General features: G+C 72.3%; 27 protein-coding genes, 1 tRNA gene and 1 pseudogene. 12 read left to right on the top strand and 17 right to left on the bottom strand.

All coding sequences use genetic code 11. From position 1 onward, the window contains the following. Positions 1-200: 200 nt before the first annotated feature. Positions 201-470 carry a hypothetical protein gene (locus ACWCQ1_RS00530; RefSeq protein WP_165954977.1) on the top strand — a complete coding sequence of 90 codons (270 nt, stop codon included), beginning with the start codon at positions 201-203 and terminating at the stop codon, positions 468-470. 85 nt (positions 471-555) lie between these two features. Here the strand turns inward: ACWCQ1_RS00530 and ACWCQ1_RS00525 are convergent, their stop codons facing one another. Beyond that, a complete protein-coding gene (locus ACWCQ1_RS00525) occupies positions 556-1,248 on the bottom strand; it encodes an RDD family protein (RefSeq protein ID WP_358593908.1) in 693 nt (230 codons plus the stop codon). Positions 1,249-1,337: 89 nt separating this feature from the next. Then, positions 1,338-2,990 (bottom strand): RDD family protein, encoded by a 1,653-nt coding sequence (locus ACWCQ1_RS00520; protein ID WP_358593909.1) that lies wholly within the window; start codon positions 2,988-2,990, stop codon positions 1,338-1,340. 242 nt (positions 2,991-3,232) lie between these two features. Here ACWCQ1_RS00520 and ACWCQ1_RS00515 point away from each other — a divergent pair, with 242 nt between their 5' ends. Then, positions 3,233-3,646, top strand: a complete 414-nt coding sequence (locus ACWCQ1_RS00515) for an SsgA family sporulation/cell division regulator (RefSeq protein ID WP_208784711.1) — start codon at positions 3,233-3,235, stop codon at positions 3,644-3,646. 17 nt (positions 3,647-3,663) lie between these two features. Here the strand turns inward: ACWCQ1_RS00515 and ACWCQ1_RS00510 are convergent, their stop codons facing one another. Continuing rightward, positions 3,664-5,070 carry an FAD-binding oxidoreductase gene (locus tag ACWCQ1_RS00510; RefSeq protein ID WP_358593910.1) on the bottom strand — a complete coding sequence of 469 codons (1,407 nt, stop codon included), beginning with the start codon at positions 5,068-5,070 and terminating at the stop codon, positions 3,664-3,666. Positions 5,071-5,162: 92 nt separating this feature from the next. Between ACWCQ1_RS00510 and ACWCQ1_RS00505 the strand changes: the two genes are divergently transcribed. Then, positions 5,163-6,599: a tetratricopeptide repeat protein gene (locus ACWCQ1_RS00505; protein ID WP_451025511.1), complete on the top strand. Its 1,437-nt coding sequence runs from the start codon at positions 5,163-5,165 to the stop codon at positions 6,597-6,599. Position 6,600: 1 nt separating this feature from the next. On the opposite strand, the gene nthA is transcribed toward ACWCQ1_RS00505, so the two are convergent. The 5 genes from nthA to hppD form a co-directional block, all read right to left on the bottom strand. Continuing rightward, positions 6,601-7,182: a nitrile hydratase subunit alpha gene (gene nthA / locus ACWCQ1_RS00500; RefSeq protein WP_133046312.1), complete on the bottom strand. Its 582-nt coding sequence runs from the start codon at positions 7,180-7,182 to the stop codon at positions 6,601-6,603. Next, a complete protein-coding gene (locus tag ACWCQ1_RS00495) occupies positions 7,172-7,462 on the bottom strand; it encodes an SH3-like domain-containing protein (protein ID WP_358593912.1) in 291 nt (96 codons plus the stop codon). The genes nthA and ACWCQ1_RS00495 overlap by 11 nt, the downstream gene beginning before the upstream one ends. Next, the gene (locus ACWCQ1_RS00490; RefSeq protein ID WP_133046310.1) at positions 7,455-7,754 is read right to left on the bottom strand and encodes an SH3-like domain-containing protein; all 300 of its coding nucleotides are present in this window, start codon (positions 7,752-7,754) and stop codon (positions 7,455-7,457) included. Before ACWCQ1_RS00490 ends, ACWCQ1_RS00495 begins: the two co-directional genes overlap by 8 nt. Positions 7,755-7,774: 20 nt before the next feature. After that, positions 7,775-8,635, bottom strand: coding sequence for a phage baseplate protein (locus ACWCQ1_RS00485; RefSeq protein ID WP_451025510.1), 861 nt, complete (start codon positions 8,633-8,635; stop codon positions 7,775-7,777). Between the two features lie 89 nt (positions 8,636-8,724). Then, positions 8,725-9,870, bottom strand: coding sequence for a 4-hydroxyphenylpyruvate dioxygenase (hppD, locus tag ACWCQ1_RS00480; protein WP_133046308.1), 1,146 nt, complete (start codon positions 9,868-9,870; stop codon positions 8,725-8,727). 126 nt (positions 9,871-9,996) lie between these two features. Here hppD and ACWCQ1_RS00475 point away from each other — a divergent pair, with 126 nt between their 5' ends. The 6 genes from ACWCQ1_RS00475 (at position 9,997) to ACWCQ1_RS00450 (ending at position 14,184) form a co-directional block, all read left to right on the top strand. After that, positions 9,997-10,476: an Lrp/AsnC family transcriptional regulator gene (locus tag ACWCQ1_RS00475; protein ID WP_358593914.1), complete on the top strand. Its 480-nt coding sequence runs from the start codon at positions 9,997-9,999 to the stop codon at positions 10,474-10,476. 22 nt (positions 10,477-10,498) lie between these two features. Beyond that, positions 10,499-11,146 carry an ABC transporter permease gene (locus ACWCQ1_RS00470; RefSeq protein ID WP_451025509.1) on the top strand — a complete coding sequence of 216 codons (648 nt, stop codon included), beginning with the start codon at positions 10,499-10,501 and terminating at the stop codon, positions 11,144-11,146. Next, complete coding sequence (locus ACWCQ1_RS00465; RefSeq protein WP_451025508.1) at positions 11,139-12,392, top strand: ABC transporter ATP-binding protein; 1,254 nt, start codon at positions 11,139-11,141, stop codon at positions 12,390-12,392. Before ACWCQ1_RS00470 ends, ACWCQ1_RS00465 begins: the two co-directional genes overlap by 8 nt. 149 nt (positions 12,393-12,541) lie before the next feature. Then, positions 12,542-13,312, top strand: a complete 771-nt coding sequence (locus ACWCQ1_RS00460; protein WP_451025670.1) for an ABC transporter permease — start codon at positions 12,542-12,544, stop codon at positions 13,310-13,312. A gap of 81 nt (positions 13,313-13,393) precedes the next feature. Next, the gene (locus ACWCQ1_RS00455) at positions 13,394-13,984 is read left to right on the top strand and encodes a winged helix-turn-helix domain-containing protein (protein WP_133046304.1); all 591 of its coding nucleotides are present in this window, start codon (positions 13,394-13,396) and stop codon (positions 13,982-13,984) included. Between the two features lie 14 nt (positions 13,985-13,998). Further along, positions 13,999-14,184: a hypothetical protein gene (locus tag ACWCQ1_RS00450; RefSeq protein WP_133046303.1), complete on the top strand. Its 186-nt coding sequence runs from the start codon at positions 13,999-14,001 to the stop codon at positions 14,182-14,184. Here the strand turns inward: ACWCQ1_RS00450 and ACWCQ1_RS00445 are convergent. From ACWCQ1_RS00445 to ACWCQ1_RS00435, 3 genes are read right to left on the bottom strand one after another with little or no spacing between them, the layout of a single operon-like run. Next, a complete protein-coding gene (locus ACWCQ1_RS00445) occupies positions 14,181-14,972 on the bottom strand; it encodes a YlbL family protein (protein WP_358593917.1) in 792 nt (263 codons plus the stop codon). The two genes, ACWCQ1_RS00450 and ACWCQ1_RS00445, sit on opposite strands and share 4 nt — an antisense overlap. Before the next feature lie 53 nt (positions 14,973-15,025). Then, on the bottom strand, positions 15,026-16,135 hold the full coding sequence (gene menC, locus ACWCQ1_RS00440; RefSeq protein WP_358593918.1) for an o-succinylbenzoate synthase: 1,110 nt from the start codon (positions 16,133-16,135) through the stop codon (positions 15,026-15,028). Next, positions 16,132-16,932: a chorismate synthase gene (locus ACWCQ1_RS00435; protein WP_451025507.1), complete on the bottom strand. Its 801-nt coding sequence runs from the start codon at positions 16,930-16,932 to the stop codon at positions 16,132-16,134. The genes menC and ACWCQ1_RS00435 overlap by 4 nt, the downstream gene beginning before the upstream one ends. A 119-nt stretch (positions 16,933-17,051) precedes the next feature. On the opposite strand from ACWCQ1_RS00435, the gene ACWCQ1_RS00430 reads away from it, so the two are divergent. Next, positions 17,052-18,593 (top strand): PucR family transcriptional regulator, encoded by a 1,542-nt coding sequence (locus tag ACWCQ1_RS00430; RefSeq protein ID WP_451025506.1) that lies wholly within the window; start codon positions 17,052-17,054, stop codon positions 18,591-18,593. On the opposite strand, the gene dapE is transcribed toward ACWCQ1_RS00430, so the two are convergent. From dapE to ACWCQ1_RS00405, 5 genes and pseudogenes are all read right to left on the bottom strand, one after another. After that, on the bottom strand, positions 18,574-19,626 hold the full coding sequence (gene dapE / locus ACWCQ1_RS00425; RefSeq protein ID WP_451025505.1) for a succinyl-diaminopimelate desuccinylase: 1,053 nt from the start codon (positions 19,624-19,626) through the stop codon (positions 18,574-18,576). The two genes, ACWCQ1_RS00430 and dapE, sit on opposite strands and share 20 nt — an antisense overlap. After that, complete coding sequence (locus tag ACWCQ1_RS00420; protein ID WP_451025504.1) at positions 19,623-21,107, bottom strand: amino acid permease; 1,485 nt, start codon at positions 21,105-21,107, stop codon at positions 19,623-19,625. Before ACWCQ1_RS00420 ends, dapE begins: the two co-directional genes overlap by 4 nt. A gap of 660 nt (positions 21,108-21,767) precedes the next feature. Further along, positions 21,768-22,409 carry an IclR family transcriptional regulator gene (locus tag ACWCQ1_RS00415; RefSeq protein ID WP_133046296.1) on the bottom strand — a complete coding sequence of 214 codons (642 nt, stop codon included), beginning with the start codon at positions 22,407-22,409 and terminating at the stop codon, positions 21,768-21,770. Between the two features lie 305 nt (positions 22,410-22,714). Beyond that, positions 22,715-24,508 (bottom strand): DEAD/DEAH box helicase, encoded by a 1,794-nt coding sequence (locus ACWCQ1_RS00410; RefSeq protein ID WP_451025503.1) that lies wholly within the window; start codon positions 24,506-24,508, stop codon positions 22,715-22,717. Positions 24,509-24,787: 279 nt separating this feature from the next. Beyond that, positions 24,788-25,678: pseudogene (locus ACWCQ1_RS00405) on the bottom strand (MFS transporter); the annotation flags it as partial. A gap of 172 nt (positions 25,679-25,850) precedes the next feature. Here ACWCQ1_RS00405 and ACWCQ1_RS00400 point away from each other — a divergent pair. Together ACWCQ1_RS00400 and ACWCQ1_RS00395 are read left to right on the top strand one after the other, a co-directional pair. Then, positions 25,851-25,925: transfer RNA gene (locus ACWCQ1_RS00400), tRNA-Cys, on the top strand. Positions 25,926-25,975: 50 nt separating this feature from the next. Beyond that, positions 25,976-26,440 carry a hypothetical protein gene (locus ACWCQ1_RS00395; protein WP_451025502.1) on the top strand — a complete coding sequence of 155 codons (465 nt, stop codon included), beginning with the start codon at positions 25,976-25,978 and terminating at the stop codon, positions 26,438-26,440. Positions 26,441-26,458: 18 nt separating this feature from the next. Here the strand turns inward: ACWCQ1_RS00395 and ACWCQ1_RS00390 are convergent, their stop codons facing one another. Continuing rightward, positions 26,459-26,863, bottom strand: a complete 405-nt coding sequence (locus tag ACWCQ1_RS00390) for a hypothetical protein (RefSeq protein WP_133046292.1) — start codon at positions 26,861-26,863, stop codon at positions 26,459-26,461. Positions 26,864-26,870: the final 7 nt, after the last annotated feature.

Below are 26,870 nucleotides of genomic sequence, written 5' to 3'. Positions count from 1 at the left end.
CGGGCGCGCGAGTTTGTCCACGTGGTGGACGGTATGACTCCGTGCGCCCCCCGTGCACCGGCCGTGTCGGTTAGGTCACGCTTACTGTTCGTTCCGCTCGGGCACACACGCGATTAGAGTCGATTGGCGGCACGCCCCAGAACCGGCGGAAAGCCAGGCCGACACTCCCGTGGACCCCCACTTCCGAGGACACGATTGCCATGCCTCGTCCGACTGCCGCACAGCTCGCCTACGGATCCTGCACCGTGATCTTCTCGACGCTCGCCATGCTGCTGCTGTCACAGACGAGTTCGGGCGTGGGGATCGCCATCATCGCCGCGGCCGCGCTCGCGCTCGGGCTGCTGGTCGCCATGACGGTGCCGCTGCCCAGGTCCCGGGTCGTCGCCGCGCACCGGCCTGCGGCCGAACACGCCGAACAGACCGAAGAGCCCGTGCCGGTGGCGGCGACGGGCTCCTCGACGTCGGTGTGACGTACGGCCGTTAGACCTGCGGCGGTTCGGCGTACGGCGGTCGGCCCACGGCGGCCATGGTGCCTCAGCCGGCCGCCTTCGGGCCTCAGTTGGTGCTGACCACCACCGTCTTCGCCGCCTTGTCGTGCAGGCCCTGCTTGTAGGGCCGGTCGAAGTAGCTCCAGCCGCCCGAGATCGCGGTCCAGATGCACGCGCAGCAGAACGCGAACGGGATCCACAGCACGGCGGCGCGGGCCAGGTTGCTCTGGACGGACGGTGTGGCGCCGTTGTCGAGGTTCGCGACCCGCATGTTGAGCCACTTCTTGCCGAGCGTCTGGCCCGACTTGCTGATCATGACGGTGTCGTAGCCGATGTAGAGGACGGCCGCGACCAGGGACTGCGCGAAGGACTTGCCGTACTCGACCTTGTCACCGGTCACCGTGTACGCGTGGATCGGCCAGGTGACCAGCCAGACGACGATGCCGACGAGGATCAGGTCGATGATCCGCGCGAGCGTGCGCTTGCCGCTGTCGGCGAGCGGGGGCATGCCGGCGAGGGGGTCGCCGCCGTGGGGGGCGCCACCGCTGTAGGGCGGCTGACCGTACGGGGGTGGCTGCTGGCCGTAGGGCGGGGGTTGTTGGCCTTGCGGCGGCGGCTGGCCGTACGGCGGCGGCTGTGGGGAGTCGTAGGGCGAGCCCGAGCCCGCTCCCGGCGTTCCGGGCGCTCCGGGCGGGGGCTGCTTCCTGAACGGGTCGTCGTCCGGCGGCTGGGCGCCGGAGCCGGGGGGTTCGCTGCTCATGGCCCGAGTGGACCGCGAACCCCGCGGCTTTGCATCCGGCGGACGGCCGTCCGGAGTACGAAATCAGCTGCGCCGTACGGCGTAGTCGGTCATCCGGCGACGAACGTACGGGCAGCCTTGTCGTGCCAGCACTGGTGCCAGGGGCGGTCGAACAGGCACCACAGGACGCCGACGACACCGATGGCGAGGACGCCGGGGACGCTGTAGACGAGCCAGCGGCGCAGGGCGGCACCGAAGGCGGGCGGCTCGTGCGCCTCGATGTCGCGGACCTCCAGGCCGAGCAGCCGCTTGCCGAGGGTGCGGCCCCAGCGGGCGGTGGGCAGGGCCTCGTAGAGGACGCCGAAGACGAGCAGGACGGCGAGGACGATGCCGAGGTAGACGGAGGTCGTGCCGTCCAGGAGCCAGACGGTGACGGTCCGGCCGCTGAGCTTGGCCGCGTCGATCTTGTCGTTGACGTGGTCGATCGCCTTCGTGCCGAGGGGGACGGCGGCGACGGCGGTGACGGCGCCGATGACGAGGTTGTCGACGATCCGCGCGATCAGCCGCTTGCCGAGCGGGGCGGGCCGCGCGGCCGACTGACGCCGGGCGGCGGCCTGGAACACGTCCTCGACCGGGGGCTTCCAGGGCACGACGGGCTGCTCGCCCTCGGATCCCCCGGCCAGCCGATGCACTTGCTGCGCCCAGGAGGGCTGCCCCCCGCCGGGACCGCTGGTCATGGGGGCGGCCGGGGCGGACTGGTCGGCTCCGGGCTGGCCGACGGGCGCGGGCTGGGCGGCACCCGGCTGCTGCGGGACCGCGGGAGCGGGCTGCTGGGGGCCGGAGAGGGCGGTCGGGGCGGCGGCCGCGGCCCGCTCGGCAGCGGCCTTGCCCGCACCGAACCCGGGGCCGCTGGATGGGGCGGGTACGGCGGGAGCGGCCGCGGCGGCCGAGGACGACGGCCCGAACGCGGGCCCCCCGGAGGCACCGGGGCCTCCGGCGAGGCCGGGCGCCCCGAAACCGGCGCCATGGCCCCCGGGACCCACGGCGCCCTCAGCGCCGGGCACGGACCGCGCCCCGGCGCCGGATCCGCCCGGGCTGCCGTCGGGCGCCCCCGTGCCCCCCGCCTGCGCCCCTCCCTGCTGCCCCGTGCGCGGGGAGACGGCGCGGAACGTCATGGTGCCCTCGTCGGAACGGGGGCCGGCGGGGTGGGGGATGCCGGGGGTGGAACCACCGGCGCCCGAACCCGTCGAGCCTCCGGCACCCGGGCCGCCCTGAACTCCCGCTCCTCCCCCGCCGGCCGCGGGCCGGCGGAAGACGAACGTGCCGTCGGAGCGGACGTCCGAGGCCGCCTCGTCCGTCGGGGGGATCGTCGCCGTGCCGTCCGTGCTGGTGGCGTCGCCCGTCGGGTGGGGGACGCGGGGGTCGGCGCCCCAGGAGACGCGGCGGTCGTCGCCGAAGCCGGACTGGTGGGCGCGGTCGGCGCCCCAGGCCGGGGCCGGGCCGGGGCGGCTGCCGTGGGGGAGGTCGGAGGGGGACGGTTCGGGGTCCTCGTCGAAGAAGTGGGGGCCGGTTTCCTCCACGGACGGGGAGGGAGCAGAGCCGGCGGGCGGGGACAGGGGCTCGCCGGCCGTCGGCGCCGGGCGGCTGGTGCCCGGTACCCAGGAGGCGCCGTTCCAGTACCTGACGTAGCCGGGGATGGACGGGTCCGGGTAGTAGCCCTCGCGGGGCCTGTCGTCACCGGGGGCCGGGGTTGGGGCGCTCATGTCCGTCGTCCCGTATCTGCTCGGGGGTGGGTTTGGGGGGCTCCACATCTATCAGACCGACGCAACCCTCACCGCCAGTCCCGTACTACCCACCCCTTTCCGGGCAACCTCGCGCACCCGCTCCACATGTTCGGAGAAAAGTTCTCGCAACCCGCGTAATGCCCGCGCCCCCTTCCGGCTCTCCACCGGTACGGGCCCACCGCAGGGCCCCGTACACCTGCCCGAGAGAGGAACCGCACGCCATGCACTACACCGTGGTGGAACGAGAGCTGGAGCTGAGACTGGTCCTGTCACCGGAGCGCAGCATCCCGGTCCCGGCGCGGCTGAGCTACCGCACCGACGACCCGTACGCCGTCCATGTCGCCTTCCACACCAACTCCGAGCACCCCGTGCACTGGACGTTCTCCCGCGATCTGCTGGTGGAGGGGGTGTTCCGGCCGTCCGGGCACGGGGACGTGCGGGTGTGGCCGACGAAGACGGAGGGCCGCAGCGTCGTGCTGATGGCGCTGAGTTCGCCGGACGGGGACGCCCTGCTGGAGGGACCGGCCGCGCAGGTGTCCGCCTGGCTGGAGCGGACGCTGCGCGCGGTGCCGCCGGGGACCGAGGGCGAGCAGCTGGGGATCGACGAGGCGCTCGACCAGTTGCTCGCCCAATGAGGGCACCCGCGCGCGGGTCAGAACAGCTTGCCGGGGTTGAGGATGCCCAGCGGGTCGAAGACCTGCTTGATCTGCCGCTGCATCTCCACGCCGACCGGGCCGATCTCGCGCGCCAGCCACTCCTTCTTCAGTACGCCCACGCCGTGCTCGCCGGTGATCGTGCCGCCGAGCCTGAGACCGAGGCCCATGATCTCGTCGAAGGACTCACGGGCGCGCCGGGAGGCGTCGGGGTCGGCCGCGTCGAAGCAGACGGTGGGGTGCGTGTTACCGTCGCCGGCGTGCGCGACGACGCCGATGGTCAGGTCGTACTTCTCGGCGATCCGCTCGACGCCCTCCAGCATCTCGCCGAGCCGGGAGCGGGGCACGCACACGTCGTCGATCATCGTGGTGCCGGCGACCGCCTCCAGCGCGGTCAACGAGAGCCGCCGGGCCTGCAGGAGGAGTTCGGACTCGGCGACGTCGTCGGCGGGGACGACCTGGGTGGCGCCGGCGGCCTCGCACAGGGCGCCGAGGGCGGCGAGGTCGGCGGCCGGGTCGGGGGTGTCGAAGGCGGCCAGGAGGAGGGCCTCGGTGGTCTCCGGCAGACCCATGTGCGCCAGGTCGTTGACCGCCTTGACGGTCGTACGGTCCATCAGTTCGAGGAGCGAGGGGACGTGGCCGCCGGCCATGATCCGGCAGACGGCGTCGCAGGCGGCGGCCGCGGAGGCGAACTCGGCGGCCAGCACGAGCTGCCGCGGCGGCTGGGGGCGCAGCGCCAGGACGGCCTTGACGACGATGCCGAGCGAGCCCTCCGAGCCGACGAACAGCCGGGTGAGGTCGTAGCCGGCGACGCCCTTGGCGGTGCGGCGGCCGGTGGACATCAGGCGGCCGTCGGCGAGGACGACGTCCAGGCCGAGGACGTACTCGGCGGTGACCCCGTACTTCACGCAGCACAGGCCGCCGGACGCGGTGCCGATGTTGCCGCCGATCGTGCACATCTCCCAGCTGGAGGGGTCCGGCGGGTAGTAGAGGCCGTGTTCGCCGACCGCGCGGGACAGGGCCGCGTTGACGACCCCCGGCTCGACGACGGCGATCCGGTCGACGGGGTTGATCTCGAGGATGCGGTCCATCCTGGTCAGGGACAGGACGATGCAGCCCTCGGAGGCGTTGGCGCCGCCGGACAGGCCCGTGCGGGCTCCCTGCGGGACGACCGGCACGTGTAGTTCGGTGGCGATGCGCATGACGTGCTGGACCTGCTCGGCGGTGCGCGGCAGGACTACCACCGCGGGGGTGCCGGCCGGGCAGAAGCTGGCCATGTCGTTGGCGTAGGACGCCGTGATGTCGGGGTCGGTCAGGACGGCCTCGGCGGGCAGACCGGTCAGGAGCCGGTCGACGAGGTTTCCCGTGGCTGCGTCGGAGGGCGCTTCGATACGGCTCATGATCACAGCGTCGCACCCGGGGCCATCGGTGTGAACCCCGTCCACGGCACTGGAGGCATGCCGGGATGTGCTCGTCGTACTGACGCACAGTGAGCGCCATGGAGACGCAAGAGGAGGGCCGGCGGCCAAGGGCCGGACGCCGCGCTCTGATCGCCGCCGTCGCCGGGTGTGCCGTGCTCGGCGGGGCGCTGGCGCTGTGGCCCTGGGAGCGGCCGGCCGCCCACCGGCCCGTCGCACCGGCGCCCGGGGCCCAGGCGCTCACCGCCGTCACCACGGGCGTTGCGGCCGGTCTTCCCGAGCTGGCGGCGCTGATCGAGACGCGACAGGCGCGGGTACGCGCCCGGCCGGCGGACGCGGTGTCGTGGGCGGTGCTGGGGAGCGCCTATGTGGAGCGGGGACGGCGGACGGCGGACGCGGCCGACTATCCGCGGGCGGAGCAGGCGCTGGAGACCTCGCTGCGGGTGCGGCCGAGCGGGAACGCCGAGGCGCTGGACGGGATGGCCGCGCTGGCCAACGCCCGGCACGACTTCCTGTCCGCGCGGATGTGGGGCGAGGCGGCGCTGAAGCTGGCGCCGAAGCGCTGGACGACGTACCCGCTGCTGATCGACGCCTACACCGGGCTCGGCGACTACAAGGCGACGAAGAAGACCCTGGACCGGCTGCTGGAGCTGCGGACGGGGCCGGCCGTGCAGGCGCGGGCGGCGGCGGTCTACCGCGACCGGGGCTGGCGCGAGGACGCGGCGGCCGCCCTCACCGACGCGGCGGCCGCGGCCGGCTCCCCCGCCGAGCATGCGCAGTGGCTGGAGCGGACCGGGCAGCTGGCCTTCGAGCGGGGTGACCTCAAGGACGCGCTGCGGCACTTCCAGGAGGCCGTCCGGGTCGACCCGGACCAGCGGGCCGCACAGGCCGGGCAGGGGCGGACACTGGCGGCGATGGGCAGAACGACGGAGGCGCTGAGCGCGTACCAGGTGGCGCTGGAGAAGCAGCCGTGCCCCCAGTACGCCCTGGAACTGGGCGAGTTGTACGAGTCGCTGGGTCTTGGGCAGGCGGCCCGGGTGGAGTACGACCAGGTGCGGGCGCTGGTGCGCGAGGACCGGTCGGGGGGTGTGGACGACGAGCTGGTGCTCGGGGTGACGGAGACCGACCACGGGGACCCGGCGACGGCCGTACGGCGGCTGCGGGCCGAGTACGCGCGGCAGCCCGGGATCGCGGTGGCCGACGCGCTGGGCTGGGCGCTGCACCGGGCCGGTGACGACAAGGGGGCGCTGCGGTACGCGACGGTGGCGACGGACAAGGCGCACGGCGGTGGGGTGCGCAGCGCGCTGTACTCGTACCACCGGGGCATGATCGAGCGGGCGCTGAGGCAGGACGGGGCGGCACGGCTGGATCTGACGGAGGCGCTGCGGATCAACCCGTACTTCTCGCCGCTGGACGTCCCGGTGGCGCGGTCGGCGTTGGCGGGCCTCGGTGAGCCGCCGGACGAGCCGGTGCCCACCGCCCGGGCGACCCCGGAGGGCACGGAGGAGGAGGGGTGAGTCAGACGGCGGCCGTACCGATCAGCGCGTTGCGGGTCACCAGCGCCGCCAGCTGCTCCTCCCCCAGCCCCTCCGTCCCCTCCGGCCGGCGCGGCAGCACCATGTAGCGGGTCTCCGCGCTGGAGTCCCAGACGGTGATCTCGGTTCCGGCGGGCAGGTCGAGGCCGAACTCCGCGAGCACCGCGCGGGGTTCGCGGACCACGCGGGAGCGGTAGGCCTCGGACTTGTACCAGCTGGGGGACGGTCCGAGCAGCCGCAGCGGGTAGCAGGAGCAGAGGGTGCAGACGATGACGTTGTGCGTGCCGGGGGTGTTCTCGACGACCCTCAGCCGCTGGTACGAGCCCTCCATGAAGCCCAGTTCGCGCACGGCGGCCGTGCCGTCCGCGAGGAGCCGGGACCGGTAGTCCGGGTCGGTCCAGGCGCGGGCCACCACGCGGGCGCCGTTCGCCGGGGAGGCACCCGACAGATACGCGTCGATGGTCTCGTCCAGCTGCGCGCCGGAGAGCACGCCCTTCTCCTCCAGCAGCGTCTCCAGCCGCCGTACGCGCTGGGCGATCGTCGCGTCGGAGTGGTCACCGCTCATCGGCCCGGTCCTCCTCCAGATAGCTTTCCCACAGGTCCAGTACGACGTGGTGGTCGCCCTCGCCCCACAGGTCGCGGGCGTCGAAGCGGACGGCGTAGATCTGCTCGACCGGCGCGTGCCCGTCGCCCCGCGCGCTGACGTCGGCCAGCTCGGCCGGTCCCTCCGGCTCGACGACGACACCCCGCTTGCCGCGCGCGTACCGCGGCAGCCGGGTGTGGTGGGGCGGGTCGTGACGGAAGGTGCGCACGCGGGTGCCGGGCGGGAAGCGGTCCTCAGCCATCGAGCTCACCCGGTTCATCGAGCTCACCCGGTGCCAGGACGCCCTTGCGCTCCAGCAGCACGCACACGGCGTGGAACCAGCGCTCGTAGTACGAGGTCGACAGGTACTCCCGCGGTGGCATGGACTCGATCGCGTCCCGGAACTCGTTGGTGTTGAAGATCCCCTTGGCGCCCAGGGCGTTGACGAGGCCCATGACCCGCGCCTCCCAGTCCGCGTGGAAGGGCTCGGGGTCCTCGGTGATGTCGACGGCCCCGAAGCCCTCGGTGCCGCCCACGTCGTTGATCCTGGCCATGCCTCAGACTACGGCGGGCGCTACTCGCTGTCGTCCTTGACGTAGATCGAGAAACGGCGGGACCCGAGCTCTCCGGAGGCGAGCCCGATGCACAGCTTCGGTTCGGCGCCCCCGCGCACGCCGAGGCCCTCCGGTTCGCGGTAGGTGAGCGAGTACCCGGCCTGGGTGCGCATCCGCTGGAGGAGCTTCCCGGAGTGGATGTCCAGGCAGGACAGATAGGCGTTGCCGTGTTTCGCCGGCGGGTTGGTGACGTCGTCGTAGGCGGTCCCGGCCAGCTGGTAGACGTGGTCGCCGTGCAGGGCGTAGCCCTGGAAGGCGATGTCGGGGTCGGGGTGCAGGCCGGTCTGCGCGAAGTCGGCGAGCGGGTCGTCGTAGTTCTTCGCGAGGAACGCCTCGAGGTCCCAGACGCGGTAGCGGGGCAGGCCCTTCATACGGTGGCGGACGGCTATGCGCTTCGACGTCATGCACACGGAGGGCTGGTTGCTGGTGGAGCCGGCTATCGGCTTGAGTATCTCGATGTCCGCGTTGGTACGGGTGGCCCTGTCGGCGAAGCGGAAGCGGGTGACGCCCCGGCCGTAACCGCCCCTGGCGTCGCACTCGGTCCAGATCCAGGCGGTGCCGTCGTCGTCGTTCTGCACGCCCATGCTGACGCCGTGCCCGAAGCCCTTGAGGTACATGTGACCGAGCCGATTGCCCTGGTAGTCCAGCTGGTTGAGGCAGAGATCGCCGGCCTCGTGGCCGGTGGCGGTGATCTGCAGGACGTACAGGTGTCTGTTGTGCTCGTCGAAGGCGAACGACTGCAGGACCGTCGGCTCCTTCAGTGTGGCCTTCTTGGACAGCCAACTCTTCGACGGGACGGCCAGGTTGACGCGCGTGGGCACCTTGCTCCCTCAAGTCCTGGGGGCACCCCAGCGGCACCCGCAGGACTTGAGGGTGTCAACCGGCGTTCACCGGTTGCAAGGTTGTGGGCTCACAGGTTTCCGCGCTTGGCCTGCTCCCGCTCGATCGCCTCGAACAGGGCCTTGAAGTTGCCCTTGCCGAAGCCCATCGAGCCGTGCCGCTCGATGATCTCGAAGAAGACGGTCGGCCGGTCCTGGACCGGCTTGGTGAAGATCTGCAGCAGATAGCCGTCCTCGTCGCGGTCGGCGAGGATCTTCAGCTCGCGCAGGGTGTCGACCGGCACGCGGGTGTCGCCGACCCACTCGCCGAGGGTGTCGTAGTACGAGTCCGGGGTGTCCAGGAACTGCACACCGGCCGCGCGCATGGTCCGTACCGTGCGGACGATGTCGTTGGTGTTGAGCGCGATGTGCTGGACGCCCGCGCCGCCGTAGAACTCAAGGTACTCGTCGATCTGGGACTTCTTCTTGGCCACGGCGGGCTCGTTGATCGGGAACTTGACCTTGAGCGTGCCGTCGGCCACCACCTTCGACATCAGCGCGCTGTACTCGGTCGCGATGTCGTCGCCCACGAACTCCTTCATGTTCGTGAAGCCCATGACCTTGTTGTAGAAGCCGACCCACTCGTTCATCCGGCCGAGCTCGACGTTGCCGACGCAGTGGTCGATGGCCTGGAAGGTGCGCTGGGCGGGCGGCTCGACGATCGGGGCGGCGGCCACGAAGCCCGGGAGGTAGGGGCCGTCGTAGCCCGTGCGCTCGACCAGGGTGTGGCGGGTCTCGCCGTAGGTGGCGATCGCGGCGAGGACGACCGTGCCGTGCTCGTCCTTGAGCTCGTACGGCTCGGCGACGCTGCGCGCGCCGTGCTCGAGCGCGTAGGCGTACGCGGCGCGGGCGTCCGGGACCTCGATGGCGAGGTCGACGACGCCGTCGCCGTGCTCGGCCACGTGCTGGGCGAGGAAGTGGCCCCAGGTGGTGGCGGGCTTGATGACCGAGGTGAACACGAAGCGGGCGGAGCCGTTCTCCAGGACGTAGCTCGCGGTCTCGCGGCTGCCGTTCTCCGGTCCGGAGTAGGCGACCAGCTGCATGCCGAAGGCGGTGGAGTAGTAGTGCGCCGCCTGCTTGGCGTTGCCCACGGCGAAGACGACCGCGTCCATTCCCTTGACCGGGAAGGGGTCGGCCTGCCGGGCGGTGTCGGGAGTGTGGTGTGTGGTCTGCGTCATGTCCGCAGCCTGGACCGTGCGGGCAAGGTGCGCAATAGTTCGCGTAATCGCTGAACAATTTGCTTAGTGTAGGGCCCCGAACTGCGGCTCTTCTGTACAGGATGACCACCGGCTGAGGAGGCTGCTGTGGCGATCGACGGACTGGACGGCAGGATCATCGTGCTGCTGGCGCGGGAGCCGCGGATCGGGGTGCTGGAGATGTCCCGGCGGCTGGGGGTGGCGCGCGGGACCGTGCAGGCGCGGCTGGACCGGCTTCAGTCGAACGGAGTCATCCGCGGCTTCGGTCCCCAGGTGGACCCGGAGGCCCTCGGCTACCCCGTCACCGCCTTCGCCACGCTGCAGATCCGCCAGGGCCAAGGAACCGACGTACGGGCCCACTTGGCGACCGTGCCGGAGGTGCTGGAGCTGCACACCACCACCGGCAGCGGGGACATGCTGTGCCGGCTGGTGGCCCGCTCCAACGCGGATCTCCAGCGGGTGATCGACCGGGTCGTCGGTTTCGATGGGATCGTCCGGGCCGCCACCGCGATCGTGATGGAGAACCCCGTTCCGCTGCGGATCATCCCGCTGGTGGAGCAGGCGGCTAAGGACGAGGAGAGCACCTGACCGGCCGGCGGGGTGAGCGCGCGTGACCTTCTGGGAGTACCTGGGCGACCGGCACCGGCAGCTGCTCACGGACGCCTTCCAGCAGGCGGGCGCGGTGCTGCAGTGCATGGTCGCCGCGACCGTGCTCGGCGTGCTGATCGCCGTCCTCACCTACCGCAGCGACTGGGCCGGCAACCTGGCCACCACGGCAGCCTCGACGGTCCTGACCATCCCCTCCCTCGCCCTGATCGGCCTGCTCGTTCAGGTCGTCGGCCTCGGCGTGCCGCCCACGGTGGCCGCGCTGACGCTGTACGGGCTGCTGCCCGTCGTGCGCCACACGGTCGTCGGGCTGCGCGGGGTCGATCCCTCGCTGGTGGAGGCGGCGCGCGGGATCGGGATGTCCCGGTCGACGCGGCTGGTGCGGGTGGAACTGCCGCTCGCGTGGCCGCCGATCCTGACCGGCATCCGGGTCTCGACGCGGATGCTGATGGGCATCGCCGCGATCGCCGCCTACGCCTCCGGGCCCGGGCTCGGAGGCGAGATCTTCCGCGGGATCGCCTCGCGGGGCAGCGGGAACGCGCTCGACCAGGTCCTAGCGGGCACCCTCGGGATCGTCGCCCTGGCGCTGCTGTTCGACGCCGCGTACGTCCTCCTGGGACGGCTGACCATCCCGAGGGGGATCCGTGTCTGAGCGTGCCACGACCGGGGCGGCCATCGGGCTGGAGAATCTCACCAAGCGCTATCCGGGCAATCCGGAGCCCTCCGTCGACGACGTCAGCATGGAGATCGAGGCGGGCGAGACCGTCGTCCTCGTCGGGCCGTCCGGATGCGGCAAGTCCACCACGCTCAAGATGATCAACAGGCTGATCGAGCCGTCCAGCGGCCGCATCCGGATCGACGGCGAGGACGTGACCGGCATCGATCCGGTGAAGCTCCGCCGGAAGGTGGGCTACGCGATCCGGTCGGCCGGTCTCTTCCCGCACATGACGGTCGCCCAGAACATCGCACTCGTCCCGAAAATGATCGGCTGGCCGAAGGCACGGATCAGGGAGCGGGTCGAGGAGCTGCTGGACCTCGTGGGGCTGGATCCCGGCGAGTTCCACGACCGCCATCCCCGCATGCTCTCCGGCGGGCAGCAGCAACGGGTCGGTGTGGCGCGGGCGTTGGCCGCCGATCCGCCGGTCCTGCTGATGGACGAGCCGTTCGGCGCGGTCGACCCGATCACCCGGGACCATCTCCAGGACGACTTGATCCGGCTGCAGCACGAGCTGCGCAGGACGATCGTGTTCGTCACGCACGACTTCGACGAGGCGATCAAGCTCGGCGACCGGATCGTCGTCCTGCGCGAACGCTCCCGCATCGCCCAGTTCGACACCCCGGAGGCCATTCTCACCAACCCGGCCGACGACTTCGTCTCCGGATTCGTCGGCGCGGGCGCGGCCCTGAAGCGGCTGAACCTCACCCGGGTCCGGGACGTCGGGATCACCGCCTGCCCGACGCTGAGCATCGACGACCCGCTCCAGGAGGTCGTCGGCCGGCTCCGCGGCAGCGCCACGAACGAGATCCTGCTGCTCGACAGGCGCCGCCGCCCCTACAAGTGGCTACGGCGCGGGGACCTCGTGCGGGCGCGGGGTTCCCTGGCGCGGGCGGGCACCCCGGTGCGCTCCACGGTGACCAGGGACGCGACCCTCCGGGACGCCCTGGAGGCGGTGCTCACCGACCATGCCGGGCGGGTCGCGGTGACCGGGCCGGGCGGCGAGTACGAGGGCGTGGTCGACATGGAGACGCTGATGAAGTCCGTGCACCGACTCCTGCAGGCCGACCGGCTGGAGGCGCTGGAACGCCGGCACGAAGTGGAGGAGGCGCGGGCCGGGCGGAGGTCGGTCGGGCGGAGTCCGGTCGGGCGAGAGAGGCCGGGAGAGGTGACGGGGGCGTGACGGCCCCGGAGCTGGGGGGCCGGGCGAGCGGGGAGCGTGGTGTGGGCCTGGAGGGCGGTGTGGGCCTGGGGGGCGGTGCGGAGGTCTGGAGGGACGGGTCCGTGGGCGTCTCGGTGGACGCCTCGGTGGACGTCTCTGTTGAGGCCGGGGTGGCCGGGCTGTCGCCCAGCCCTGCGCCACCGCGGATCACCTGGCAGGAGCTGACCGTCCTGCCGGCCGTCATCCTCGCCGTGCTGCTGGCGACCTGGCTGTGGTTCCGGCAGGCCACACTCGACCGGGTCTCCGAGCACGCCCTCTCGGACGGCCAGGTGTCCAAGGCGCTGTGGCGGCACGTCGAACTGACCGCGGTCTCCACCTTCTTCGCCCTGGTCACCGCGATCCCGCTGGGCATCCTGCTGACCCGCGGGGCGTTCCGGAAAGCCACCCCGGTGGCGATGGCGCTCGCCGACACGGGCCAGGCGACCCCGGCGATCGGCGTCCTCGCCCTGCTGGTGATCTGGCTCGGCACCGGCATACGTGCCGCGCTCATCGGCATGATCGTCTACGCCGTCCTGCCCGTGCTGTCGAACACCGTCGCCGGCCTCAGGGCGAACGACCCCACGCTGCTGGAGGCGGCGCGCGGCATCGGCATGTCACCGCTGGGCGTGCTCGGCCGTGTGGAACTGCCGCTCGCCGTCCCGGTCATCCTCGCGGGGGTGCGCACCGCCCTCGTCCTGAACGTCGGCACGGCGACCCTGGCGATCTTCGCCGGGGGCGGCGGCCTGGGCGCCCTGATCACCACCGGCATCACCACCCAGCGGATGCCGGTACTGATCCTGGGCTCGGTCCTCACGGTCGTCCTGGCACTACTGGTGGACTGGCTGGCGTCCCTCACCGAACTCCTGCTCAGGCCACGGGGGTTGGAGGCCAGGGGCTCGTGAAGCAGGGCAGGGCGCGGCTTACAAAGAAGTTGTTGCAAAGAAGGCGTTGCAAAGAACCCTTTGCATAGTTACTTTGTACGCATGCCGGAACCAGAGCCCGAGACCCGCAAGGTCCGCCATCTCGACGCGCGTTCACTGCGTGGGCTGGCCCATCCCCTGCGCATGCAGCTGCTGGACTCGCTGCGCTTCGGCGGTCCCGCCACCGCCTCCCAACTCGCCGAGAGACTGGGCGAGTCGAGCGGCGCCACGAGCTACCACCTGCGCCAGCTGGCGACCTACGGCTTCGTCGAGGACGCACCCGAGCACGGCAAGGGGCGGGAGCGATGGTGGAAGGCCGCCGACGACGGGCTGTACTTCGACGACGCCCTGTTCACGGACGCCAGCCCGGCCGTCCGCGGGGCCATCGACATGGTCATGCACGAGGTGGCCACGAAGCACGCCCAGGAGCTGTCCACCTGGCTCGGCAACCGGCACACCTGGTCCGAGGAGTGGGTCCAGGGCACGGACATGAGCGACATGACGCTACGGCTCACGCCCCGGCTCGCTCACGAACTCATCGAGAAGATGCACGCGCTCGTCGAGAGCTACCGCGATCTTCCCGAGGCGGCGGACGCCCCGGACGCCGAGCGCGTACGCATCCACACGCACACGTTCCCGATCAGCACGGACTGACGGAAGGCCACCCCATGCACCCCGAAACCCACCTCACCCTCCACCGCACCCGAGCCGCCGAGCTGCACGCCGAGGCCGCCGCACACCGCCTCGCCGCGCAGGCCAGGGTGCCGCTCGATCTGCGCAGCCGGCTGGGCTGGACGCTCGTCGAGGTCGGGCTGCGGCTGGCGTCCGCGAAGCGGCCGGCGCTGGTCGGCTAGCAGCTCGGTACGGAGCCCTTGCCGCCCTCCAGCGCCACCAGGGAACTGACCGCGCCCTTGAGCGTCGTCACCGGCACCAGCCGCAGCCCCTTCGGCAGTTCCGACTTGGCGTCGCCGCACTCGTCCTTCGGCACCAGGAACACCGTCGCCCCGTCCCGCCGCGCGGCCTGCGTCTTCAGCGCCACGCCGCCCACCGCGCCGACCTTCCCGTCGCCGCTGATCGTCCCGGTGCCGGCGACGGTACGGCCCCCGGTCAGATCACCCCCGCTCCCGTTGCCGTCGAGCTTGTCGATGATGCCCAGGGTGAACAGCAGCCCCGCGCTCGGGCCGCCCACGTCGGCGAGCCTGAGGGTGACCTTGACGTCCTTCGCGCTGAGGTCGAGGTACTTCAGCGCCGCCTGGGTCGCGGCGTCCTGCGACTCCTTCATCTGCGCGGTGTTGTGCTGCTCGATCTCCTTCGTGCTCTGCCCGCTCGGATAGACCGAGTCGCGCGGCATCACGGCCTTGTCCGTGGCGAACCAGGCGGAGAGAACATCCCCGAGCGAGACCCGGGTGTCCGGATTGGTCGCCTCGATGGTCGTCATCCGCAGCTGCCCGCTGGTCTGCCGGGTCTTCGCACCGGAGATCGTGATGACCGGTGTGCCCTGGTTGTCCCCGAGGACGTTCGCCGTCATCCCGGGCTGCGCCAGTGAGAACGGCAGCGGCGCGAACACGGCCGTGGCGATCAGCGCCACGACGGGCGCGGCGCAGACGGCGAGGGCCTGGGGGCGTGTGAGGCGAGAGAGCACGGGATCAATCTAACGTGACGGTGACTTCCGGCCAGGCGTCGGTCGGGCGACGGTCAGCTCACGTACAAGTCTCGCCGCTCCCGTGTGAAGCGCCGCAGTGCGTCCGGCAGCGGTTCGATACCGATCCCGGGGGCGGTGGGGACCGTCAGATGGCCGTCCTCGAGGACGAAGGGCTCGGTGATGTCCTCGGCGAAGTAGCGGGAGGAGGCCGAGGTGTCGCCGGGGAGGGTGAAGCCCGGGAGGGCGGCCAGGGCGAGGTTGGGGGCGCGGCCGATGCCCGTCTCCAGCATGCCGCCGCACCACACGGGGACACCGTGCGCGTGCGCCACGTCGTGGATGCGGCGGGCCTCGAGGTAGCCGCCCACCCGCGCGGGCTTGACGTTGACGACCCGGCACGCGTCCATCGCGATCGCGGAGGCGGTGTCGCGGGCGTTGTGGAGGGACTCGTCGAGGCACACGCGGGTCGTCAGACGCCGCTGGAGCTGTGCGTGGGCGTGGAGGTTGTTCTCCTCCAGCGGCTCCTCGATCAGCAGCAGTCCGAACTCGTCCAGCCGCCGGAGGTGCTCGGCGTCCGCGAGCGTGTAGGCCGTGTTGGCGTCGACCTGGAGGGGCAGGGCGTCCCCGAAGCGGTCGCGCACCGCCCCTACGGGCTCCACGTCCCAGCCCGGCTCGATCTTCAGCTTGATGCGGACGTAGCCCTCGGCGAGGTAGCGCTCGACGTCCTCCAGCAGCTGCGGCACCGAGTCCTTGATGCCGACGGAGACGCCCGCGGGGACACGGTCGCGGACGGCTCCGAGGTAGGTGGCGAGGGACATGCCGTACGAGCGCAGCTCCGCGTCGAGGACCGCGGTCTCCAGTGCCGCCTTCGCCAGCTCGTGTCCCTTGGTCTTCGCCAGGGCGGGGCCCAGGGCGGCCGTGGTGAGGTGGGTGAGGGCGGTGGCGCGCGGCAGCAGGAAGTCCCGCAGCACGATCTCCGCGCCGGCCACGAACTCGGAGCAGTACCGCGGCTCGGGGTCGGCGGCGAACTCCGACCAGCCCTCGGCCTCGTCCGTGACGACGTGCAGCAGGAAGGTGTCCTTCGTGGTCATCGTGCCGAAGGAGGTTCGGAAGGGGGAGACCAGGGGGATCGCGACATGGACGATCTCGACGCGTTCGAGCTTCATACGGCGGAGTCCTTCCGGCGCTTCTGGGGCTTCTGGGCCTTCCGGGTGAGCGTGTACCAGCCGTCGCGGGACATGCCGGTGGCCGTGAAGCCCTGTGCGAAGGCCTCCGTGAACACCTCGCGGACGGCGTGCCGCCAGCGCAGGGCGAGACGGGGGTCGGCGGAGCGCAGCTTGACGATGTCGTCCGGGACGCGGCACCAGACGTACAGGTCGGCGGGGTCGCGCCGGGCCAGCGTCCCGCCGTCGGGTGCCGTGTGCGTGGCGGGCGCCGTCTCGCGGTCTCCGGTCTCGTCGGGTGTCCGCGGCCGGGCGAGGTCCCAGGTGACCGTGAGCCGGTCGCTCTCGTCGCCGTCGTTCACGCCGTCGGCCATGGGGCCGTAGAAGTCGACGAGGTACTCGGTGCCGGTCGCGCCCAGTTTCGCGAGGTTGAAGCGGGCGTTGCGGCCGATCAGCGGGTCGAAGGTCCAGCGCATGGTGCGGGCGCCGAGGTCCAGGGCCCAGGCCCGCTGGGCCTGCTTCACGTGGTAGCCGAGGCCCTGGTCCGCGGCGGCGACCAGCGAGTACGTGGCCCGGTCCGGCCCGAACACGGCGGCGGACGCCCCGGCTAGCCGGGGCCCGTCGTAGGCGGCATGCACGGCGCCGCCAGCGTGGACGAGGCTGCGCAGCACCTCGGCCGGGTAGGGCGGGGAGGTGCGCGGGGTCTGCCACACGTCGCTGAAGTGGTCGGCGACGGCCGTGAGGCCGGCGACGTCGTGGACGGTGCGGATGGTCACTCCGGGCGGGCGGTCGAGCGTCATGCGACGAGTGTCGTCGGCGGGTGCGGCCGGCACATTGTGCGAGCGGACAAGGCGCGCGTACGTTCGTTTCCGGATCGGCCAACCGTTCGCCCCCTCACCACCGGCCCCAGGAGGAACCCATGGACGCCTGCACGCTCGGCGACCTCCTGGACGTCATCGGCGGACCCTCCGTCCACCTGCACACCGCCCCCGCCGGACTCACCGCCCCCGTCACCGAGGCGCTGCTGTACGACGCCCACGCCCCGCAGCCGCACGCCCCGGGCGCGCTGCTCCTGGCGGTCGGCGTGCGGGCGGCCGCGGCCGGACCGCTGGTCCGCGTGGCCGAACAGGCGAGGATGACCGGGCTCGTCGTACGCGGCCCGGACGGCCCGGTCGGGGAGGCCGAGGCGCACGGCGTCGCGCTGCTGTCGGTCGACGAGGACGTGGCCTGGCACCAGGTGCATCTGCTGCTGTCGTCGGCGATCGGTGCCCGGCCCACGCCGTCGGCCGGCGGTCTCGGGGACCTGTTCGCGCTGGCGGACGCCGTCGCGGCGGCGACCGGCGGGGCGACGGCCGTGGAGGACCCGCGCCAGCGGATCCTCGCCTACTCCACCGTGCCCGGCCAGCCGGTCGACGAGGACCGCCGGCAGGGCATCCTCGGCCTGCGGGTCCCGGTCAGCGCGGCCAACACCGAGCAGTACCGGGCGCTGTTCGCGGCCCCGGGTCCGCTGCGGCTGCCCGCGCTGCGGGACGGTGACCTGCCCCGTCTCGCGGTCGCCGTCCGCGCGGGCGGCGAGACGCTGGGCTCGGTCTGGGTGGTCGACGACGGCACGCTCGCGCCCGACGCCGAGGACACCCTGACGCAGGGCGCGTCCACGGCGGCGCTGCTCCTGCTGCGGGCCCGGGCGGCCCAGGAGCTGGCCCGCCACCACAACAGCGACCTGCTGCGCCGTCTGCTCGACGGCACGGCGGACGCGGCGACGGCCGCGCAGCGGCTGGGCCTCGACGGGCCGATGCGGGTCGCCGCGTTCGTCCTCGACGCCGCGAGCCTGCCGGACGCCGAGCAGACCGCCCTGCGCCTGCTGGACGTCGTACGGCTGCAGTGCGAGGCGCGTTACGGGCGGCACGCGTGTGTGCCGGCCGACGGGGTGGTGTACGCGGTCCTGCCGGGGTCCGGTACGCGCCACAAGCGGCTGGCCGAGGACATCGTGGCGCGGGCGGGGCAGGCCTTGCGGGTGCCGGTGCGGGCCGCGCTGGGGGACGTGGTGGCGGGGCCGGCGGAGCTCGCGGGGTCGCGTCAGGACGCCGAGCTGGTGCTGCGGGTGCTCGGGCCGGAGCTGCCGGTGGCCACGCTGGACGAGGTGCGTCCGCGGGTGACGCTGCTGCGGCTCGCGGAAGTGCTGGGCGAGCAGCGGGAGTTGAGCGAGGGCGCGTGGCGCCGGGTGCTGGCGCACGACGCGGAGCACGGCACCGACTACGCACGCACGCTGGTCAGTTGGTTCGACGCGGGCTGCGACATGGCGGGAGCGGCGAAGCTGCTCGCCGTGCACCCGAACACCTGCCGCTACCGTCTGAGGCAGGCGCAGCAGCACGTCGGGATCGACCTCGACGATCCCGACGAACGGCTGGTGCTGTGGCTTCAGTTGCGGACGCTGGCAGGACTCACCGGAGCCACGCCCTGAGCCGTTCCTCGCACAGGCGCAGGTGCTCCACGGGGACGTACTCCCCCGCCGTGTGCGCGAGCGCCGGGTCTCCGGGCCCGTAGTTGAGGGCGGGGACGCCGAGGGCGGCGAAGCGGGCCACGTCCGTCCAGCCGAGCTTGGGCCGGGGCGCGGCACCGAGGGCGGACACGAGACCGGCGAGGCGGTCCAGGCCGGGAAGGGCGCCCGGGACGGCCTCGGTGACGCGCACCTCGTACTCGGGGAAGAGCCTGCGGACGTACTCCTCCGCCTCCCGCGGTGAACGGCTCGGTGCGAACCGGGAGTTGACCGTGACGACGCACTCGTCGGGTACGACGTTCCCGGCGACCCCGGCCCGCACCGCGACCGCGCTCAGCCCCTCCCGGTACTCCAGTCCGTCGATCACGACCCGCTCGGGTGTGTGCTCGTGGAGCCGCTGCAGCACGGGTGCGGCGAGGTGCGCGGCGTTCACGCCCGTCCAGGCGCGGGCGGTGTGGGCGCGTTCGCCGCGCACCACGATGTCGGCGGTGAGGACGCCCTGGCAGCCCGCCTCGACGCCCGCGTCGGAGGGTTCCATGAGGATCGCCAGGTCCGCCGCGAGGAGTTCGGGGCGTTCGTCGGCGATGCGGTGGAGGCCGTTGCGGTCGCCCTCGACCTCCTCGCACTCGTAGAGGACGTAGGTGAGGTCGCGGGCGGGGGCCGGGACGGTGGCCGCGAGGCGGAGGGCGACGGCGACGCCGCCCTTCATGTCGCAGGCGCCGAGGCCGTGCACACGGTCGTCATGGAGCCGGGAGGGCAGGTTCCCGGCGGCCGGGACCGTGTCCAAGTGCCCTGCGAGGACGGCCCGTCGGGGTCGGCCGAGACCGGTCCGGGCGACGACGGAGTTGCCGACGCGGTCGACGGTGAGATGGGGAAGGGCACGCAGGGCGGCTTCCACGGCGTCCGCGATCCGCTCCTCGTGACCGCTCTCGGAGGGCAGGTCGACGAGGGCCCGGGTGAGCGCGACGACGTCGGCGGTGGGGTCGAGGGCGCTCACGCGGCCGGCTCCCCGCGCCGCTCCAGCTTGGAGTGCCGGGCGCCGTAGCACCCGTAGATGACGAGTCCGACCGCCATCCACGCGCCGAACGCGATCCAGGTGTCCGCGCCGAGGCTGAACAGCATGTAGGCGCAGAAGCCCACGCCCAGGACCGGGGTCACCGGGGAGAAGGGCACGCGGAAGGAGCGGGGGGCGTCCGGGTTGCGCCGCCGCAGCAGTACGACGGCCAGGTTGACCAGCATGAACGCGAAGAGGGTGCCGATGCTGGTGGCGTCGGCGAGGCTGCCCAGCGGGATCAGGGCGGCGAGGACGGCGATGAACGACGAGACGATGACGGTGTTGGCGCGCGGGACGCCGGTGCGCGGGTGCACCTTGGCGAACAGCGGCGGCACGAGCCCGTCCCGGGCCATCGCGAAGAGGATGCGGATCTGCCCGTACTGCACGGTCAGCACGACGCTGGTGGTGGCGACGACGGCCCCGACGGACAGCAGGATCGGCCACAGGTTCCCGCCGCCCACGCTCTGCACCAGCACCTGGCTCAGCGTGGCCTCGGTCCCCTCGAACCTCCGCCACGGCATGGCGCCGAGCGCGGCGACGGCGACCAGGACGTAGAGCGCGGTGACGAGGACGAGGGAGAGGATGATCGCGCGGGGCAGGTCGCGCTGCGGATCACGGGCTTCCTCCCCCGCCGTCGAGGCGGCGTCGAACCCGATGTACGAGAAGAACAGCGAGGCCGCGCCCGCGCTCATCCCGGCGGCGCCGAGCGGGAACAGCGGGTGGAAGTTCCCGGCGCGGAAGGCGGTGAAGGCGACCGCGCAGAAGAGGACCAGAGCGGCGATCTTGACGCCGACCATGACGACGTTGGCGACGGCGCTCTCCCGGGCGCCGCGCAGCAGGACGACCATGGCGAGGACGACGATGAGGGCGGCGGGGACGTTGAGGGTGCCGCCGAGTCCCGGCGGGGCGCTCAGCGACTCGGGGAGCGTCACGCCGAAGGTGAGGTCGAGGAGCTCGTTGACGTACTGCCCCCAGCCGACGGCCACGGCGGCGACGGACACCCCGTACTCCAGGATCAGACACCAGCCGCACACCCAGGCGACGAGTTCGCCGAGGGTGGCGTAGGCGTAGCTGTACGACGATCCCGAGCCGGGGATCATGCCGGCCAGCTCGGCGTAGGAGAGGGCCGAGAACAGCGCGGTGACGCCGGCCAGCACGAAGGAGACGACGATCGCCGGCCCCGCCTCGGGGACGGCCTCCCCGAGCACCACGAAGATGCCGGTGCCGAGGGTGGCGCCCACGCTGAGCAGGGTGAGCTGGGCCACGCCCATGGTCCGCCTGAGCGGACTGCCGGCGGCGGCGTCGACGGCCGCGTCGACACCCTGCCGCCGCGTCCATCTGCCCACCGGGCCTGTCCGTCGCCCCACCTCGGGCCGGGTACCGACTGCGTCCACCGCGTCCACCGCTCCACTCCCTCCGCGCATCCCTGTCTTCTGGCCCCTGATGATGCGGAGGGACGGCCGGACGACGGTGGGAGAATCGGCCAGAGCCGGCCCACACGGTTTGGCCCACCGGCCAAAGCCAACGGGCCTCCGGTAACACGGGGCTGCCCAGGGCAGCTTGAGCGGCCTCCGGGGGCGCGGTGCGGCGCGGGCTTGGGTGGCCTCCTGGGGGGCGGGTCAGCGCACGGCTCGGCGGCCTCCGGGGGCGCGGGTCAGCGCACGGCTCGGCGGCCTCCGGGGGGCGCGGTTCAGCGCAGGGCTTGACCGGCCTCCGAGGGCACGGCTCAGGGCACGACCTCGGCGATCCCCGGTGGCTGGGTTCAGCGCACCCGGCCCCCGGAGGCGCGGGTCAGCGCACGACTTCGGCGGCCCCCGGGGCCGGGCTCAGCGCAGGGCTTCAGCGGCCTCGGGGGGACGAGGTTCAGCGCAGGGCCTGGGCGCCTCCGGTGGCTCGGTTCAGCGCACGACTTCGGCGGTCCCCGGGGGGCGCGGTTCTGCGCACGACCTCGGCGACCTCCGGGGGCACGGCCCACCCCAGCACGGCTTCGGCGGCCTCCGGGGGCACGGCCCAGGCCAGCACGGCTTCGGCGGCCTCCGGGGCACGGTTCAGCGCAGGGCCTGAGCGCCCCCCGGGGCCGCGGGTCAGCGCAGGGCTTCGGCGACCTCTCGGGCCGCGTCCACGACTCGCGGTCCGACCCGCTCCGGCACCGCGTCGGCCAGCATCACGACGCCGACGCTGCCCTCGACGCCCGTGACCCCGAGCAGCGGGGCCGCCGCTCCGCTCGCGCCCGCCTCCAACTCCCCGTGGGTCAGCGTGTACCCGGGCTCCCCCACGGGCTTGGCCCGCGCGGAGAGGATCGCCCGGCCGGCGGCGCCCCGGTCGAGCGGGTGCCGGAAGCCAGCCCGGTAGGCCACGTGGTAGTCCGTCCAGGTCGGCTCCACGACGGCGACGGCCAGTGCATCCGCCCCGTCCACCAGCGTCAGATGCGCGGTCGCCCCTATGTCCTCGGCGAGCGAGCGCAGCGCCGGCAGCGCGGCCTCGCGCACCAGCGGATGCACCTGCCGCCCGAGCCGCAGCACGCCGAGCCCGACCCGGGCACGGCCGCCCAAGTCCCGCCGTACCAGCGCGTGTTGTTCAAGGGTGGCGAGCAGCCGGTACACGACGGTCCGGTTGACGCCCAGTTTGTTGGAAAGCTCGGTGACGGTCAGCCCATGGTCCGTGTCGGCCAGCAGCTTGAGGACACGCAGTCCTCGGTCGAGCGTCTGAGAGGTCTCCGCGGTCACGACGCCCACTCCTCCAAGTGGTGAGGTCGGCGGTCTCCGCGCGACGATGCGTCACCGAGTCCCGTCAGTGACGCGCAACAGAGGCCGCCGATCGGCCGGCGGTCCGGCCGATACCGGACCGCGTCGCTTCACGGCTGCGCTCCGCGGCGGCGCTGCCACGGGGCGTGTGCGTAGCGGGACATTAGCGGTGCGGGTTCGCTGAGCGGAAGTCTCCGTCCAGAATCCGGGCACTGGCCGGGACCGGCCTACCTCTGTTTGTCCTGATACGGACGGTGTGCCGCAGCGTCCCCGCAGGGCGCCCGGCGTCACTTCATGCGGGTCGCCCACTCCTGCACCTTGGCGATCCGCTGCCGGAGCTGACCGGCCGTGGCCTCGGCGCTCGGCGGACCGCCGCAGGTGCGCCGCAGCTCGGTGTGGATGACACCGTGCGGCTTGCCGCTCTGGTGGACGTACGCGCTGACCATGGTGTTGAGCTGCTTGCGCAGCTCCATCATCTCCTTGTGCGAGACCACGGGCCGCCGCTCGGCGGGCAGCTCCAGCAGGTCGGCCTCGGCGTCCGGCTTCTTGCGGCTGTGCGCGATCTGCCGCGCCTGCCGCTTCTGCAGCAGCAGCTGCACCTGGTCGGGCTCGAGGAGTCCCGGGATGCCGAGGTAGTCCTGCTCCTCCTCGCTGCCCGGGTGGGCCTGCATACCGAACTCGGCGCCGTCGTACAGCACCCGGTCGAAGACGGCCTCGGACTCCAGCGCCTCGAAGGCGAACTGCTCCTGCTCGCCGGTGTCCTCGTCCTGCTCCTTGTTCGCCTCCTCCATCTCCTTCTCGGACTCGGCGTACGGGTCCTCCTCGCCGTCCTTCTTCGGCTTGTCGAGGGCGTGGTCGCGCTCGACCTCCATCTCGTTGGCGAAGGTGAGCAGGTCGGGGACGGTCGGCAGGAAGACGGAGGCGGTCTCGCCACGCCGCCGGGACCGCACGAAACGCCCCACCGCCTGGGCGAAGAAGAGCGGCGTGGAGATGGTGGTGGCGTACACCCCGACCGCGAGCCGCGGCACGTCGACGCCCTCGGACACCATCCGCACGGCGACCATCCACCGGTCGTTGCTCTGGCTGAAGTCGTCGATCCTCTTCGAGGCACCGGCGTCGTCGGACAGCACGAGGGTCGCCCTGCTGCCGGTGATCTCGCGGATGAGCTTCGCGTAGGCGCGGGCGGAGTCCTGGTCGGAGGCGATGACGAGGGCGCCGGCGTCCGGGATGCCCTTCCTCACCTCGGTCAGCCGCTGGTCGGCGGCGCGCAGCACACTGGGCATCCACTCGCCGCGCGGATCCAGGGCCGTACGCCACGCCTGGCTGATCGCGTCCTTGGTCATGGGCTCGCCGAGCCGGGCGGCGATCTCGTCGCCGGCCTTGGTCCGCCAGCGCATGTTGCCGCTGTAGGAGAGGAAGATGACCGGCCGCACGACGTGGTCGGCGAGGGCGTTGCCATAGCCGTAGGTGTAGTCGGCGGCGGAGCGCCGGATGCCGTCGTTCCCCTCCTCGTACGTGACGAAGGGGATCGGGTTGGTGTCGGACCGGAAGGGCGTACCGGTGAGCGCGAGGCGGCGGGTGGCCGGCTCGAAGGCCTCCAGACAGGCCTCGCCCCAGGACTTGGAGTCCCCGGCGTGGTGGATCTCGTCGAGGATGACGAGGGTCTTGCGCTGCTCCACGCGGTTGCGGTGCAGCATGGGCCGTACGCCGACACCGGCGTAGGTGACCGCGACGCCGTGGTAGTCCTTGCCGAGCGGGCCCGCGCTGTACTCGGGGTCCAGCTTGATCCCTATCCGCGCCGCCGCTTCCGCCCACTGCTTCTTCAGGTGCTCGGTCGGCGCGACCACGGTCACCTGCTGCACGACGTGGTGGTGCAGCAGCCAGGAGGCGAGCGTCAGCGCGAAGGTCGTCTTGCCGGCGCCGGGGGTGGCGACGGCGAGGAAGTCACGCGGCTGCTCCTGGACGTACTTCTCCAACGCCCCCTGCTGCCAGGCACGCAGCTTGCTGGCGGTGCCCCAGGGGGCGCGGCCGGGGAAGGCGGGAGAGAGGTGGTGGGAGTGCGAGGCGGAGCTGGCAGACATAGGTGTGGGCCCGGAGGGCCCTCCATTGAGGGTGGTGGTGGGCGACGGGCGGGCGGTAGTCACGGTCTCCGTGGGGTGGTCGGGCGGCTCGGCTTATAGGGATTGGGACGGCTCGGCTACGTATGACAACCGGGCCACCCTACCGGCGGGCCCCGTCTGTCCATGCGCGTACCGGGGCGGGTCGCCCGTGGGTGGGACCGAGGTCACAGTCGGCGCGGAAGGCTCCTCACGGCACCTCTGTCACCGCGTCTCGCGCCCGGCGGCCCTCACCCGCGTCGCCACCCAGGACTCGGCGGCGATGAACGACCCCGCCGCGACGCCGCGCAGCAGCACCACCGACGGCAGCCCGCGCGCCGCGCGGTACGTGCCGCGCGGGAGCAGCCCCCGTACGGCAGGTACGAGCAGTGCGGTGCCCGCGAGGGCGGGGAGCAGGGAGAGCAGGCGCAGGTCCTGGGCGGCGTACTGCAGGAAGCCGGCGCCGAGGGAGATGGCGAGGGCGAGTCGGATGCGCCGCCGGTCGACGGAGGCGTCGGCGCAGCCGTCGACCGGACCGGCGGCCCGGCGCCGTATCTGCGGCAGCGCGATCGCCAGCGGAAAGACGACGAGAACCGGAATCCCCAGGAACACCCAGCGCCACCCGAGGTGTTCGGTCACCGCGCCCGCGGCCAGCGGGCCCACCACGGACGGCACGACCCAGCTCGCCGCGAAGGCCGCCATGATCGCCGGCCGCAACCGCTCCGGATAGGCGCGCCCGACGACGACGTACAGGGCGACGATCACCAGCCCGCCGCCGAGCCCCTGCACGGCACGTCCGAGGACGAACACCCACATGACCCCGGCGGTCCCGGCCACCACCAGCCCGGCGGCGAACGCGCCGATCCCGGTCGTCAGCGCCGCGACCGGCCCCCGCCGGTCCGACCACTGCCCGGCGAGCACCATCCCGAACAGACTGGTCGTGAAGTACCCCGAGAACGCGAACGCGTACAGCCCGACCCCGTCCAACTCCCGCGCGGCGACGGGCATCGCGGTTCCCACGGCGGTCGCCTCGAAGGCGATGAGCAGCACGACGGACACGATCCCGACACTGAGCGCCCGGTAGGCCCGCCCCAGCACGCTGTCACCAGCGGTTCCCTCTACGACTACGGCGTCACGCGGCTCCAGGACGGTCATGCCCGCCAGCGTAAGGTCCACAACCCCCGTTGACCCCTGTCGGGGGTCCCTTCCGCCCTGCGACCTTGGTCGTAGGCCCCCTTTCATGAACGGCGTATGGCAGTCCCGTTGCGGCGCCCCGGATTCCCTTGAGCCCCACACCCACCCCGCCCTACGGTCATCCCAACGACACGGCCGTGTGCCCGAGTGGTTCAGGGACTCGCCTGCAAAGCGAGTTACGCGGGTTCGATTCCCGCCACGGCCTCCACGAAGTCTCCGACCGGAGCCCAGTGGCGCGGCGCCTCTACCATGTGGCCCGTGGACTGGGGGACTCTTGTGGGCACCGCGCTCGGTGCCCTTCTCGGCGTCAGCACAACCCTTCTTGGCGAACGGTCACGATGGCATCGGGAGGACGCGTCCCGCGAGCGTGCCGCAAAACGACAGCTTTACAGCGAATATCTCGGGGCGCTCTGGCTCACGCAGCACCGACTACGAGATCTCCAGCGAAGCACCGCGCTGACCAGGGAGGAGCGCATCGAGCAGTCCGGGGAAATCCTCGGGGCCGCCAACGCCTTTCGGCTCCTCTACGAGATGCGCATCATGGCGCCCGAACCTCTCGACGAAGTAGCCACTCAGGCCTTCCGGAAACTCCTACGCCTTCGGGATCGCTTCGAAGGGCCAGACGAGACCACTGATCCCGAGTGGCCGGCCACCAGCGCGGCATTGAGCGAGGCACTCGAAACCCTCCGGCAAGCGATGCGTTCAGACGTCCGCTCTCTCTAGGCAGGTCAGTGAGCTGTGTCAGCCCGCTGAGCAGAGGCCGTCGGTCGGGCAGAACATCACCCAGGTGAAGTTGTAGCCGGTCCGTACGGTCACGGGGTTCGGTGTGGGGCCGTCGTTGATGTAGGACCCGGAGTCGGGTGTGGCGGTGAAGGTGACCGTCGTTCCGACCTGGAAGGTCGCGGTACAGGTTCCGGTCGGGTTCGGGGCCGGGTCGCCCGCGTACGGATCCCACGCCGACGTATGGCAGTTGATCCCGACGGGTTGGCTGGTGATGGTTCCGCCGCCCCAGCCGTCGCTGACGTACGCGGACAGTTGAGCGGTGGACTGAGCCTGTGCCGGGGCGACGGAGGCGATCGCGGCGGCCGTGGCGAGTGCGGTGACGACACCGGCCGCACGCCACGCGCCGTGTCTGGTCTTCCTCATGGGAGGC

The sequence above is a fragment of the Streptomyces sp. NPDC002144 genome, from assembly GCF_053593695.1.
This window is presented reverse-complemented; position numbering and strand designations above follow the sequence as displayed.

Coding starts and splice junctions, on each gene's coding strand:
- ACWCQ1_RS00505 (WP_451025511.1), top strand. CDS start 5,163: ATGGAGACGCAAGAGGAGGGCCGGCGGCCAAGGGCCGGACGCCGCGCT.
- ACWCQ1_RS00530 (WP_165954977.1), top strand. CDS start 201: ATGCCTCGTCCGACTGCCGCACAGCTCGCCTACGGATCCTGCACCGTG.
- menC (WP_358593918.1), bottom strand. CDS start 16,135: ATGAAGCTCGAACGCGTCGAGATCGTCCATGTCGCGATCCCCCTGGTC.
- ACWCQ1_RS00420 (WP_451025504.1), bottom strand. CDS start 21,107: ATGCGCGGAGGGAGTGGAGCGGTGGACGCGGTGGACGCAGTCGGTACC.
- ACWCQ1_RS00435 (WP_451025507.1), bottom strand. CDS start 16,932: ATGACGCTCGACCGCCCGCCCGGAGTGACCATCCGCACCGTCCACGAC.
- ACWCQ1_RS00520 (WP_358593909.1), bottom strand. CDS start 2,990: ATGAGCGCCCCAACCCCGGCCCCCGGTGACGACAGGCCCCGCGAGGGC.
- ACWCQ1_RS00455 (WP_133046304.1), top strand. CDS start 13,394: ATGCCGGAACCAGAGCCCGAGACCCGCAAGGTCCGCCATCTCGACGCG.
- ACWCQ1_RS00450 (WP_133046303.1), top strand. CDS start 13,999: ATGCACCCCGAAACCCACCTCACCCTCCACCGCACCCGAGCCGCCGAG.
- ACWCQ1_RS00490 (WP_133046310.1), bottom strand. CDS start 7,754: ATGGCCAGGATCAACGACGTGGGCGGCACCGAGGGCTTCGGGGCCGTC.
- nthA (WP_133046312.1), bottom strand. CDS start 7,182: ATGAGCGGTGACCACTCCGACGCGACGATCGCCCAGCGCGTACGGCGG.
- hppD (WP_133046308.1), bottom strand. CDS start 9,870: ATGACGCAGACCACACACCACACTCCCGACACCGCCCGGCAGGCCGAC.
- ACWCQ1_RS00410 (WP_451025503.1), bottom strand. CDS start 24,508: ATGTCTGCCAGCTCCGCCTCGCACTCCCACCACCTCTCTCCCGCCTTC.
- ACWCQ1_RS00495 (WP_358593912.1), bottom strand. CDS start 7,462: ATGGCTGAGGACCGCTTCCCGCCCGGCACCCGCGTGCGCACCTTCCGT.
- ACWCQ1_RS00430 (WP_451025506.1), top strand. CDS start 17,052: ATGGACGCCTGCACGCTCGGCGACCTCCTGGACGTCATCGGCGGACCC.
- ACWCQ1_RS00525 (WP_358593908.1), bottom strand. CDS start 1,248: ATGAGCAGCGAACCCCCCGGCTCCGGCGCCCAGCCGCCGGACGACGAC.
- ACWCQ1_RS00390 (WP_133046292.1), bottom strand. CDS start 26,863: ATGAGGAAGACCAGACACGGCGCGTGGCGTGCGGCCGGTGTCGTCACC.
- ACWCQ1_RS00515 (WP_208784711.1), top strand. CDS start 3,233: ATGCACTACACCGTGGTGGAACGAGAGCTGGAGCTGAGACTGGTCCTG.